Source organism: Kitasatospora sp. NPDC052896 (genome assembly GCF_044547075.1).
Classification (GTDB): domain Bacteria; phylum Actinomycetota; class Actinomycetes; order Streptomycetales; family Streptomycetaceae; genus Kitasatospora.
On record NZ_JBITZU010000018.1, the window covers coordinates 22,003 to 35,815 of the forward strand.

Annotated in this window: 1 protein-coding gene; it reads right to left on the minus strand. The window is 77.0% G+C overall.

Features of this window, described 5'->3' with window-relative positions:
* Positions 1 to 14: 14 nt before the first annotated feature.
* On the minus strand, positions 15 to 13,754 hold the full coding sequence (locus tag ACIGXM_RS27355; RefSeq protein ID WP_396565347.1) for a type I polyketide synthase: 13,740 nt from the start codon (positions 13,752 to 13,754) through the stop codon (positions 15 to 17).
* Positions 13,755 to 13,813: the final 59 nt, after the last annotated feature.

A 13,813-nucleotide genomic window follows, 5' to 3' on the forward strand; every position in this document is an offset into this window, starting at 1 on the left:
GTCGCAGCGCTCCCTCAGGCCATTCCGAAGTCGTTGTCGAGCAGGTCGAAGAGTTCGTCGGCGGTCGCCGCCTCCAGCGCCAGCGGGTCGGGCGACTCGGCGCCCCGGCCGCCGCGCTCGCCCCAGCTCCGCAGCAGCTCGCGCAGCCGGTCGCCGACCGCGTCCGCGCCGGGCGCGGCCGGATCCAGCTCGGTCAACACCTCGGCCAGTCGGTCCAGTTCGGCCTCGGCCGGCGGCCGAGGCGTGGGGCACAGTGCACGCTCCAGCAGGCCGGCCAGCGCCTCCGGGGTGGGCTGGTCGAAGACCGCGGTCGGGGGCAGGGACAGGCCGGTGGCCGTGGACAGGCGGTTGCGGAACCGCACCGCGAGCATCGAGTCGAAGCCCAGCTCGGCGAAGGCCCGGTCGGGGCGGACGGCCGCCGCGGAGGCGTGGCCCAGGGCCGCGGCGGCGTGCGCGCTGACCAGCTCGACCAGCACCCGATGCCGGTCCGCCCGGTCCAGCGGCGTCAGTCGCAGCGCCAGCTCGGCCGCCGGGTCGGCGGTCGGGTCGACGGCCGGTTCCCCGGTCGTGCCGGGTGCCCCGGGCGCGGCCGCCGGCGCAGTCCAGCCGCCGCGCCCGGGGGAGGGCAGCCAGAAGCGCTCGCGTTCGAACGGGTAGGTCGGCAGCCGGTCCGGCCGGCGCGGGCGACCCGCCCGCCAGGCCACCGGCGCACCGGCGGCCCACGCCTCGGCCAGTGCGCGGAGCAGCCGCCCCGGCCCGCCGTCCGCCCGGTGCAGCGTGCCGACCGCGACGGCCGGCCGCCCGGCCGCCTGGGCCGAGCCGTCCACCGCCGCCACCAGCACCGGGTGCGGGCTCACCTCGACGAACAGCTGGTGCCCCGCCGCCAGCAGTGCCCGGGTCGCGGCGTCGAACGCGACCGGCTCGCGCAGGTTGCGGTACCAGTACTCGGCGTCCAGCAGCGCACCGTCGATCCACTCGCCGGTCACGGTCGAGAGGAGCGGCACGGCGGCTGGCCGCGGCGCGATCCCGGCCAGCCCCGCCAGCAGTTCGGCGCGCACCCCGACGACCTGGGCGGAGTGCGCCGAGTAGGCCACCGGGATCCGCCGGGCCCGCACCCCCGCCCGCTCGCAGTCGGCCAGCAGCCCGTCCAGTGGCCCGGGCGCACCGGCCACCACCACGGCCTGCGGTCCGTTCACCGCCGCCACGCAGAGCGCCTCGCCGTACGGCTCGATCAACTTCCCCACGCTCTCCAGGGGTTGGCTGACCGAGACCATCCCGCCGGCCCCCTCCAGGCGGCGCAGGGCGCGGCTGCGCAGCGCGACCACCCGGGCGCCGTCCTCGAGGGTGAGCGCGCCGGCCACCACGGCGGCGGCGATCTCGCCCTGGCTGTGGCCGACCACGGCGGCCGGTTCCACGCCGTGCGCCCGCCAGACCGCGGCCAGTGCCACCATGACGGCCCAGAGCGCCGGCTGCACCACGTCCACCCGCTCCAACGGGTCTCCGCCGCAAAGCACTTCGGTCAGCGACCAGTCCACGTGCGGGGCCAGCGCCCGCTCGCACTCGGCCAGCCGCTCCGCGAAGACCGCCGACGCCTCCAGCAACTCCACCGCCATGCCGGGCCATTGAGAGCCCTGCCCGGGGAGGACGAAGACCGTCCCCGCACCGCCGGCCCGCCCCTCGAACACCCCGACCGAGGGCGATCCGGCGGCCAGCGCGGCCAGTTCGGCGCGGAGCCCGGCCCGGTCCGCGCCGACCAGCGCGGCCCGCAGCGGCAGCGCGGCCCGGCCGGTGGCCAGGGTGCGAGCGATCTCGTCCGCCGTCAACTCAGGATCCTCGTCCACCCGTTCCAGCAGCCTGGCGGCCTGGCGGCGCAGTGCCGCCGGTGAACGCGCCGACAGCAGCCAGGGCGATGCCGAGGGCTCCGCGGGCACGGCCGGCTCGTCCGGGGCCTGTTCCAGCACCGCGTGCGCGTTGGTGCCGCTCATCCCGAACGCGGAGACGGCGATCCGGCGCGGCCGGTCGACGGTCGGCCACGGCCGGGCCTCGGTCAGCAGCTCGACCGCGCCCGCCGACCAGTCCACCCGGGTCGAGGGCCGTTCGGCGTGCAGGGTCTTCGGCAGCACCCCGTGCCGCAGCGCCAGCACCGACTTGATCACTCCGGCGACCCCGGCGGCGGCCTGGGTGTGGCCGATGTTGGACTTCAACGAGCCGAGCCACAAGGGCTGTTCACGGTCCCGGCCGTAGCTGGCGAGCAGCGCGCCGGCCTCGATCGGGTCGCCGAGCGTGGTGCCGGTGCCGTGCGCCTCGACCGCGTCCACCTCGGCGGCGGACAGGCCCGCGTTGGCCAGCGCCTGCCGGATCACCCGCTGTTGGGCCAGGCCGTTCGGCGCGGTCAGGCCGTTGCTGGCGCCGTCCTGGTTGACGGCGGTGCCGCGCACCACGGCCAGCACCGGGTGGCCGAGCCGGCGGGCCTCGGCGAGCGTCTCCACCAGCAGCATGCCCACCCCCTCCGACCAGCCGGTGCCGTCGGCGTCGTCGGAGAACGAGCGGCAGCGCCCGTCGGCCGACAGCCCGCGCTGGCGGCTGAACTCCACGAAGGCGTCCGGCCCGGCCAGCACTGCCGCGCCGCCGACCAGCGCGAGCGAACACTCGCCGGCCCGCAGCGACTGCCCGGCCAGGTGCAGGGCGACCAGCGAGGAGGAGCACGCCGTCTCCACCGTGACGGCCGGGCCCTCCAGGCCGAGCGTGTAGGCGATTCGGCCGGACGCCACACTGGTCACCGTGCCGCTGAGCAGATGCCCCTCGACGTCCGCCGACGGATCCTGCGGGCCGGTGCCGTACCCCTGCGCGGCCAGGCCCAGGAAGACCCCGCCGGCGGTGCCGCGCAGCGCCGTCGGATCGATCCCAGCCCGTTCCACGGCCTCCCAGGCGGCCTGCATCAGCAGGCGCTGCTGCGGGTCCATGGCCAGCGCCTCGCGCGGGGAGATCCCGAAGAACTCGGCGTCGAACTCGCCGGCGTCGGACAGGAACCCGCCCGCGGTGGCGTAGAAGGTGCCGGGCGCGTCCCGGTCGGTGCTGCACAGCGCCTCCAGCGGCCAGCCCCGGTCCGTGGGCAGCGCGCCGATCGCGTCCGTGCCGTCCGCGAGCAGCCGCCACAGCTCCTCGGGGCTGCTCACCCCGCCGGGGAACCGGCAGGCCATCCCGACGATCGCCAGCGGCTCACCGGCCGGCAGCGGCCCGCTGGCCGGCCCGGCCGGTTCGGGCGCCGCCGCGTCGTCGCACAGCTCGGTCGCCAGGTGCTCGCCCAGGGCGGCGGCGCTCGGGTGGTCGAAGACCGTGGTGACGGCCAGTTCCAGACCGCAGCTGGCGACCAGCCGGTTGCGCAGCTCGACGGCGGTCAACGAGTCGAACCCGGCCTCCCGGAACGGCCGTTCGGCCGCCATCTCGTCGCCGTCGCGGTGTCCCAGCACGGCCGCCGCCTCGGCGCGGACCAGCTCCACCAGCAGCTGCCGGCGGGCCGACGCACCCAGCGGCGCCAACCGGCGGCGCAGCAGCACGCCGGGCGACTCCCCGGCCACCTCCAGGGGCTCCGGCCCGGCCGCGCCGGTCAGCTCGGCCAGCAGCGGGCTGCGCCGGGCCGACTCGAAGAGCGACCCGAAGCGCGCCCAGTCCAGGTCGGCGATCACCACGTGGGTCTCGTCCAGCTCCAGCGCCCGTTCCAGCGCGTCCAACGCCGTCGCGGGCGCCATCGGCCGCAGGCCGAGCGCGCGCAGCCGTCCGCCCACCTCGCCCGCGGCCATCCCGGCGCCCGCCCACGGCCCCCAGGCCACCGAGGTGGCGGCCAGGCCGCGCGCCCGGCGGTGTTCGGCCAGCGCGTCCAGGTAGGCGTTGGCAGCCGCGTACGCGCCCTGGCCACCGCTGCCCCAGGCCGCCGAGACCGAGGAGAACAGCACGAAGGCGTCCAGCTGCCGGTCCGCGAGGAGCGCGTCCAGGTTGGCCGCGCCGGCCGCCTTGGCGGCGCACTCGGCGGCCCAGCCGGCCGGCGTGCACCGGTCCAGCGGCGTGTCGGAGGTCAACCCGGCGGCGTGCACCACCGCGTCGACCCGGTCGTCGCCGAGGCCCGCCAGCAGCTCCGCCAGCGCGGCGCGGTCCGCCACGTCGCAGGCCGCCACGGTGACCCGGGCGCCGAGCCCGGTCAGCTCGGCCGCCAACTCGGCTGCCCCGGGCGTCTGTTCCCCGCTCCGGCTGGTCAGCACCAGGTGTTTCGCGCCGGCTTCGGCCAGCCGCCGGGCCAGCTGGGCGCCGAGCCCCCCGGTGCCGCCGGTGATCAGCACGGTGCCGGTCAGCCGACCGCCCACGCCGGCCGGCCGCGCCGCCGCCGGGGCGCGTCGCAGCCGGCGCCCGAACAGCCCGGCCGGGCGCACCGCGACCTGATCCTCACCGCTCAGCCCGGCCAGCACCGCGCACAGGCCCGCCCAGTCCGCCGCCGCCGGCTCGGCCGGCAGGTCGACCAGTCCGCCCCAGCGCCCGGGGTGCTCCAGCGCGGCGACCCGGCCCAGGCCCCACGACCGGGCCTGCTCCGGCCGCTCGACCGGCTGCCCGCCGGCCGCCACCGCCGCCCGGGTCGCGCACCACAGCGGTGCCGCCGAGCCGGCGTCACCCAGCGCCTGCACCAGCGTCAGCAGGTCGGTGTCCCCGGCCGGCAGGGCCAGCACTCCGGCGGCCGCCGCCGGCAGCAGCGCGGCCAGCGCGGCCCGGTCCGTCCCGGCCGGCATCCGCACCGCCTCGACCTCCGCGCCGTGCTCGGCCAACGCCCGCGCGCAGTCCGCCGCGAGGGCGTCCGCGGGCTCGGGAGCGACCAGCAGCCAGCGGCCGGTGAGCGTGGCCGAGGCCGGGCGGGCCAGTGGCTGCCAGCCGATCCGGTAGCGCAGCCGGTCGGCGTCGGCGGCGACCGGCCGCGGCCAGTAACGGCGATGCTGGAAGGGGTATCCGGGCAGCTCGAGGCGGGCCGGGGCGACGCTCCCCGCGGCCCAGTCCACCGGCACGCCTCGGACGTGCAGCCGGGCCAGGGCGGCGGTCACCGACTCCTGCTCCGGGCGCCCCTGCCGGAGCAGCGTCACCACCGCGCCCTCGGGCGTCTCCGGCAGGCCCTCCTGGACCAGCGCCGACAGCACCCCGCCGGTGCCGAGCTCGACGAAGCCACTCGCCCCCTCGGCCCCCAACCGCCGTACGCCGTCCAGGAACCGGACCGTGCCGCGCGCGTGCCGCACCCAGTAGTCGGGGGAGCAGAGCTGCTCGGCGCCGGCCGGCTCGCCGGTCAGGTCCGAGATCACCGGGAGTACCGGCGGGTGGTAGCGCAGGCCCGCCGCGACCTCCCGGAAGGCCGGCAGCATCGGCTCCAGCAGCGCGGAGTGGAAGGCGTGGCCGACCGTCAGCCGCTTGACCCGCCGCCCGCGCGCCCGGAACTCCTCGGCCACCCGCAGCACGGCCGCGCGCTCGCCGGACAGCACGCACGAGCGCGGCCCGTTCACCGCCGCCAGGTCGACGCCCGGATCGGCCAGCGCCGCCGCCAGCTCGTCCTCCTCGGCCTGCACGGCCACCATCGCGCCGCCCGCGGGCAGTTCGTCCATCAGCCGGCCGCGCGCGGCGACCAGCGCGCAGGCGTCCGCCAGCTCCAGCACGCCGGCCGCGTGCGCGGCGGAGAGCTCGCCGATCGAGTGCCCGAGCAGCAGGCCGGGGGTCACACCCCGGTGGCGCAGCAGCCGGAACAGCGCGGTCTGCAGGGCGAACAGCGCCGGCTGGGTGTAGCGGGTGCGGTCCAGCGGCCCGGCCGCCGGGCTGCCGGGCTCGGCGAACATCACCTCGCGCAGCGGCCGGTCCAGCCACGGGTCCAGCGCGGCCAGCACCTCGTCCAGCGCGTCGGCGAAGACCGGCTCGGTGCGGTACAACTCGGCTCCGGTACCCGCGCGTTGGCTGCCCTGGCCGGGGAAGAGGAACGCGGTCCGGACCACCGGCGGCAGCACGCCGGTGCTCACCGCGGCCGAGCGGGTGCCGGCGGCCAGCGCCCGCAGGCCTTCGCGCAGCGCCGCGCGGTCCGGTCCGTGCACGGCGGCCCGGTGCTCCAGGCCGGCCCGGCTCGCCGCCAACGCCCGGCCCAGCTCGGCGAGATCGACCTCCGGCCGCTCCTCCAGGTACCGACCCAGCCGCTCGGCGGTGGCCCGCAGCGCGGCCTCGCCGTGCCCGGAGAGCAGCAGTGGCAGCCGCCGTTCGGGCCGGGGCGCGCCGGTCGGTTCCGCCGGGGCCTGCTCGACGATCACGTGCGCGTTGGTGCCGCTGATCCCGAACGAGGAGACCCCGGCCCGGCGCGGCCGGTCCAGCCGGGGCCAGTCCCGGGCCTCGGTCAGCAGCTCGACCGCGCCCGCCGACCAGTCCACCAGCGGGTTCGGCTCCCCGACGTGCAGGCTCTTCGGCAGCACGCCGTGCCGGATCGCCAGCACCGTCTTGATCACTCCGGCGACGCCGGCGGCGGCCTGGGTGTGGCCGATGTTGGACTTCACCGACCCGAGCAGCAGCGGCCGGTCCGCCGGCCGCCCCCGGCCGTAGACCGCCTGCAGCGCCTGCGCCTCGATCGGGTCGCCGAGCCGGGTGCCGGTGCCGTGCGCCTCGACCGCGTCCACGTCGGCGGGGCGCAGGCCGGCGTCGGCCAGCGCGGCCTCGATCACCCGCTGTTGGGACGGGCCGTTCGGCGCGGTCAGCCCGTTGCTGGCGCCGTCCTGGTTGACCGCCGTGCCGCGGACGACGGCCAGCACCCGGTGGCCGCGGGCGCGGGCGTCGGAGAGCCGTTCCAGCACCAGCAGGCCGACGCCCTCGCCCCAGCCGGTGCCGTCCGCCTCCGCCGAGAACGCCTTGCACCGGCCGTCCGGCGCCAGCCCGCGCTGGCGGCTGAACTCCACGAACAGCTTCGGCGTGGACATCACCGTCACCCCGCCCGCGAGCGCCTGCTCGCACTCGCCGCGGCGCAGCGCCTGGGCGGCCAGGTGCACGGCGACCAGCGAGGAGGAGCACGCGGTGTCCACGGTCAGCGCCGGGCCCTCCAGGCCCAGTGCGTAGCAGATCCGGCCGGAGAGCACGCTGGCGGTGTTGCCGGTCAGCAGGTGGCCTTCGGAGACGTCCTCGGCGTCGGCCAGCGCGTCCGGGTAGTCCTGGCCGTTGGTGCCGACGAAGACGCCGATCCGCCGGCCGCGCAGCCCGCTCGGATCCTGCCCGGAGTCCTCCAGGGCCTGCCAGGAGGTCTCCAGCAGCAGCCGCTGCTGCGGGTCCATGGCCAGTGCCTCGCGCGGTGAGATGCCGAAGAACTCGGCGTCGAACCCGCCGGGGTCCGCCAGGAAGGCGCCGCGCCGGCTGTAGGTGGTGCCCGGCCGGTCCGGATCCGGGTCGTAGAGCCGCTCGACGTCCCAGCCGCGGTCGGTCGGCCAGTCGCCCACCGCGTCGGTGCCGCCGGCCAGCAGCTCCCAGAGCTCCTCGGGGCTGCTCACCCCACCGGGGAAGCGGCAGGCCATCCCGACCACGGCCAGCGGCTCGTCGCCGGTGGCCGAGACCGCCTCCTCGGCCACCGGGCCCGGGGCGAGCCGCAGTTCGGCGAGCAGCCGCTCGGCCACCGCCAGCGGGGTCGGGTGGTCGAACAGCACGGTCGCGGGCAGCCGCAGGCCGGTCGCGGCACCGAGCCGGTTGCGCAGCTCGACGGCGGTCAGCGAGTCGAAGCCCAGCTCGGCGAAGGCCCGCGCGGGCGGTACGGTGCCGGTGTCGGCGTGCCGCAGCACCGCCGCCGCGTGGGTGCGCACCAGGTCGGTCAGCAGGCGTGGCCGCTCGGCGGCAGGCAGTTGGGCCAGCCGGTCGGCCAGCGTCCCGCCCGCCGCCGCCGGGGCGGTGGACCGCTCCGCGGCGGCGGCCGGCAGCCGTTCCAACAGCGCCGGGCGCAGGCCGGACGCCGCGGCGAAGCGCCGCCAGTCCACGTCGGCGACCACCACCAGCTCGTCGCCCTCGGCCAGCGCGCGGTCGACCGCGGTGACCGCCGTGCGCGGGGCCATGGCCGGCAGGCCCCGGTCGCGCAGCCGCCGCGCCACGTCGTCGGTCAGCATGCCGGCACCGTCGCCGTTGCCGCCGTCATCGCCGTCGCCGCCGACCTCGGTGCCCCAGGCTCCCCAGGCGATCGACGTGCCCGGCAGACCGGCGGCCCGGCGCTGTGCGACCAGCGCGTCGAGCGCCGCGTTCGCCGCCGTGTAGTTGCCCTGGCCGGCGTTGCCGACCACGCCCATCACCGAGCTGCACACCACGAAGGCGTCCAGCTCCCAGGAGGCCGTCAGTTCGTGCAGAAGGCGGGCCGCGGTCAGCTTGGTCCGCAGCGCGGAGGCCATCCGCTCCGGGGTCAACGCGTCCGACATCCCGTCGTCCAGCGACCCGGCGGCGTGCACGACGGCGGTCGGCCGGTGCTCGTCGAGCACGGCGGCCAGCGCCCGGCGGTCGGTCACGTCGCAGCCGACCAGCGTCACGGCCGCGCCCAGCTCCGCCCGCAGCCGCGCCGCACCGGGCGCCTGCGCACCCCGGCGACCGACCAGTACCACCCGCTCAGCGCCCCGCGCCACCAGCCGGCGCGCCAGTTGCGCTCCGACCGCGCCCGTGCCCCCGGTGACCAGCACCGCGCCGGTCGGCCGCCACTCGGGCGCCGCCGTGCGCGTCGGGGCCGGCAACAGCCGGCGGCCGTGCACGCCGGTGGAGCGGACCGCCACCTGGTCCTCGTCGCGCGCCGCCGCCAGCACCGCGCACAGTCGGCGGGCCGCCCGTTCGTCCAGTTCGCTCGGCAGATCCAGCAACCCGCCCCAGCGCTCGGGGTGTTCGAGCGCCACCGTGCGGGCCAGACCGGCCACGGCACCCTGGGCGGGTGCGCCCGGCCGCTCGCCCGCGCCGAGCACCGCCGTGCCGCTCACCAGGCACCAGAGCGGCGCCTCGATCCCCGCGTCGCCCAGCGCCTGGACCAGCGCCAGCGTGAGCGAGACGGCACCGGGCAGGTCGGGGAGGCCGGGGTGCGGGCGGTCCTCGCGGGCCAGCAACGAGAGCACGCCGGTCAGTGGCCGTTCGCCGTCGACGGCGTCGCCCAGCCGCTCCGCCAGCGCCCGCCGGGTCTGCCCGGGGCCGCCCACGGTCAGCGTGGCCAGCTCCAGGCCCACCGCCGCCAGCGCGTCGACCAGCTCGCCGCCGGCCCCGCCCTCGGGCAGCACGGCCAGCCAGCGGCCCGCCGGAGCCCCTTCGACCGGCTTCAGCGTCAGCGGCTGCCAACCGATCCGGTAGCGCCAGGAGTCCGCCCGGCGCGCGACGGACCGCTCGGCCCGCCAACGCGACAGCGCGGGCAGCACCTCGTCGAGCGCGGCGGGGTCCACCCGGAGCGCGGCCGACAGCTCGGCCGGGTCCTGTCGCTCCAACTCACCCCACAGGCCGTCGACTTCGCTTCCGGTCGGCTCCGGGGCGAGCCAGCAGCGTGCACGCTGGAACGGATAGGTCGGCAGGTCCGCGCGGCTGCCCTCGCCGAGGACGGTGGTCCAGTCGACGGGGAGGCCGTGGCTCCAGGCGTGGGCGAGGGAGTGGAGGAAGCGGTGGTGGCTGTGGTCGTCGCGGCGGAGGGTGGCGGTGGTGGTCGCGGTGTCGAGGGTTTCCTCGATGGTGGGGACGAGGACGGGGTGGGGGCTGGTCTCCAGGTAGTGGGTGTGGCCCTGGGCCCGCAGCTCGGCCAGTGCCCGGGTGAGCAGGACCGGTTGGCGCAGGTTGGTGTACCAGTACTCGGCGTCGGGGGGTGTGGTGAGCCGTTGCCCGGTGACGGTGGAGTACATCGGGATGCGCGGGGTGACGGGTGTGATGTCGCCCAGCACGGTGAGGAGTCGCGCGCGGATCCGCTCGACCTGGGGGGAGTGGGAGGCGTAGTCGACGTCGATCGCCCGATACCGGACGCCCTGGGCGGCGCAGTGCGCGTGGAGTTCGGCCAGCGCCTCGCGGGTGCCCGCGATCACCGTACTGGTGGGGGAGTTGTAGGCGGCGACGGACAGACCCGCTGCCCAGCGGGCGATCAGCCGCTCGGTCCGCTCCGCCGGGAGGTTGATGCTGGTCATCCCACCGTGACCGGCCAGCACGCCGAGGGCCCGGCTGCGCAGGGCGGCGACCCGGGCGCCGTCCTCCAGCGTGAGCGCGCCCGCCACCACCGCCGCGGCGATCTCGCCCTGGGAGTGGCCGAGGACGGCGTCGGGCCGGACGCCGTGGTGCTGCCAGAGCGCGGCGAGGGAGACCATGACCGCCCAGAGCGCGGGCTGGACCAGCTCGACGCGATCCAACGGCGCTCTCTCGCCCAGGAGCCGGGTGAGCCGCCAGTCGACGTGGGGTGCCAGAGCCTCTTCGCACTCGGCCATCCGCCGCGCGAACGCCGGCTCGGTGTCGAGGAGTTCGGCGGCCATCCCGGCCCACTGCGAGCCCTGACCGGGGAAGACGAAGACCGTGCGTCCGGGGGTCCTGCGGCCACGCGGCAGGGGCACGGACAGCTCGGCGCGCAGCTGGTCCCGGTCGCCGACCAACACCGCGCGGTGCTCGAACGCGGTCCTCCTCGCCAACGCCCTTGCCACCGTGAGCGGTTCGGCGTCCGCGCCGGTCACGTGCTCGCGCAGCCGCTCGATCTGGGCGTCCAGGGCCTGCGGAGTGCGCGCGGAGAGTGGCCAGACCACCGGCCCCACCGCCGGTGCCGACGGCTCGACGGCGGTGGCCGGCGCCTCCTCCAGTACCACGTGTGCGTTGGTCCCGCTCACCCCGAACGAGGACACCCCCGCCCGTCGCGGGCGGTCCGTGCGAGGCCAGCCGGTCTGCTCGGTGAGGAGTTCGACCGCGCCGGCACTCCAGTCGATGTGCGGCGAGGGCCGGTCGACGTGCAGGGTCTTCGGCAGCACCTCGTGTCGCATGGCCAGCACCATCTTGATCACCCCGCCGACGCCCGCCGCGGCCTGGGTGTGGCCGATGTTGGATTTCAACGAGCCGAGCCACAAAGGGCGTTCGCGATCCTGTCCGTAGCTGGCGAGCAGTGCGCCGGCCTCGATCGGGTCGCCGAGCGTGGTGCCGGTGCCGTGCGCCTCGACCGCGTCCACGTCGGCGGGGTGCAGGCCGGCGTCGGCCAACGCCGCCTGGATCACCCGCTGTTGGGACGGGCCGTTCGGCGCGGTCAGCCCGTTGCTGGCGCCGTCCTGGTTGACCGCCGAGCCGCGCAGCACCGCGAGCACGGGGTGCCCGCCGCGCCGCGCGTCGCTCAGCCGCTCCAGCAGCAGCACGCCCGCGCCCTCGGCCAGCCCGAAGCCGTCGGCCGCCGCCGCGAAGGCCTTGCACCGCCCGTCCGGTGCCAGTCCACCCTGCCGGCTGAACTCCATGAACATCCCCGGCGTGGACATCACGGTCACCCCGCCCGCCAGCGCGAGGTCGCACTCCCCGCGCCGCAGCGACTGGGCGGCCAGGTGCAGCGCGACCAGCGAGGACGAGCACGCGGTGTCCACGGTCACCGCCGGGCCCTCGAGCCCGAAGACGTACGCCAGCCGGCCGGACGCCACGCTCCCGGTGGTGCCGGTCAGCAGATGGCCCGACAGCTCCGAGCCCGAGGTCAGCCCCGGCCCGTAGTCCATCGTCATCGCGCCGACGAAGACACCGGTCCGGCTGCCGCGCAGCGATCCCGGCTCGATCCCGGCCCGCTCGAAGGTCTCCCAGGTGGTCTCCAGGAGCAGTCGTTGCTGCGGGTCCATGGCCAGCGCCTCGCGCGGCGAGATGCCGAAGAACTCCGCGTCGAACAGCTCGGCCCCGGCCAGGAAGCCGGCCGCCCGCTGGTAGAAGCGGCCCGGCTCGCGGCCGTCGGGCCGGTACCCGGCGGCGAGGTCCCAGCCGCGTCCGGTGGGGAACTCCGCCACCGCGTCGCCGCCGGCCGCCAGTAACTCCCAGAGCCGCTGCGGGCTGTCGGCGCCGCCCGGGTAGCGGCAGCCCATCGCGACGATGGCCACCGGGTCGTCCCGGTCCTCCCGGCCGGTCGCTTCGGCTCGCGAGGACTCCGCCACCGCCGGCACGCCGGTCAGTTCGGCCCGCAGGAACTCCGCCACCGCCGCCGGCGTGGGCCGATCGAAGACCAGCGTGGCGGGCAGGTTCAGCGAGGTCACCGCGCCGAGCAGGTTGCGGGTCGCCAACGCGCTGACCGAGTCGAGCCCGAGGTCCAGGAAGCTCCGGTCGGCGGTCACCGGAGCGGTCCGGCCCAGCGCCTCGTTGACCGCGGCGCCGACCAACTCCAGCAGCAGGGTGCGCTGTTCCGACTCACCCAGCTCGGCCAGCCGCTCCGGCCAGGTGAGCCCGTCCTCGACCGGGGCCTCCGCCGCCGGCTCCTCGACCGGCTCCGGCGGCAGCTCCACGGCCCGCCCGCCGGCCGCCGCCGCGACCGCCGTCAGTTCCAACTCGTGCCCGTCCACAAAGAGTTCGCCGAGTGTGGTGAGAACCCGCTGCGGCCCGCCCTGGTCACGCCGGAGCGAGCCGCGCACCCTGGACGCCACGCCACGGGCGCGGGCGGTCTCCTGGAGCGCGGCGGTCAGCACCGGGTGCGGGCTCACCTCCAGGAGCAGCCGGTGGCCGTCCGCGAGCAGGGCCTCGGCGGCCGGGGCGAACAGCACGGTGCCGCGCAGGTTGCGACACCAGTGCTCGGCGTCCAGCACCGGGTCCGCCAGCCGGCCGCCAGTCAGTCCCGAGTAGAAGGGAAGTCGGGCAGGTCGGGGTCGCAACGGGGCGAGCACGGCGCGCAGTTCGGGCAGGATCGCGTCGATGTGCGGGGAGTGCGCGGCCAGCCCGACCGCGACCCGGCGGGCGTGCAGACCGAGTGCGTCGGACGCGGCGACCAGCTCGGCGGCGGCGTCGACGTCCCCCGAAACGACCACCGAGCCGGGGCCGTTGACCGCGGCCACCGCGAGCCGGCCACCCCAGCGGTCCAGCAGCGGGCGGACCCGGTCCACCGGGCTCATCACCGAGACCATGTCGCCCCGCCCGGTCAGCGTGGCCTGCAGCCGGCTCCAGTGCGCGACCACCCGGGCCGCGTCGTCCAGATCGAGCGCGCCGGAGACCACGGCGGAGCTGATCTCGCCCATGCTGTGCCCCAGCACCGCCGCCGGCCGCACCCCGTAGGACTCCCAGAGCGCGACCAGCCCGAGCGTCACGGCGAACAGGACCGGCTGGACCACGTCGGCGCCCTCCAGCTCGGGCGCACCCGTCGCACCGCGCAGCACATCCAGCGCCGACCAGTCGGTGAACGGCTCCAGCGCCTGCGCGCAGTCCTCCAGCCGACGCCTGAACACCGGTGCCCGGTCGAGGAGTTCGGTCGCCATGCCGGGCCACTGGGAGCCCTGGCCGGGAAAGACGAGGGCCGTGTCGCCCTCCCCGGCGGTGCCGGTGAGCAGCCCGGCCGAGGTCGACCCGGCCGCCAGGGCGGCGAGTTGCGCGAGCAGGCCGTCCCGGTCGGAGCCGACCAGCGCGGCGCGGTACGGACCGCCGGTCGGTCGGCCGCCGAGCGCGTACGCCACGTCCGCGGGGCGCAGCTCCGGACGTTCCGTCAGCTCGCCGTACAGGATCCGTGCCCGCCGGGCCAGTTGGGCCGCGCTGTCGCCGCGGAGCGTCCACAGGATCGGCGTGTCGGGACCGGATCCGTGAGTCATCGTGCTTCACCACTCCTTCGTGACGAGCCGGACCGGCGGGCGCCCGCGAGGGAACGATC

Coding starts and splice junctions, on each gene's coding strand:
- ACIGXM_RS27355 (WP_396565347.1), bottom strand. CDS start 13,754: ATGACTCACGGATCCGGTCCCGACACGCCGATCCTGTGGACGCTCCGC.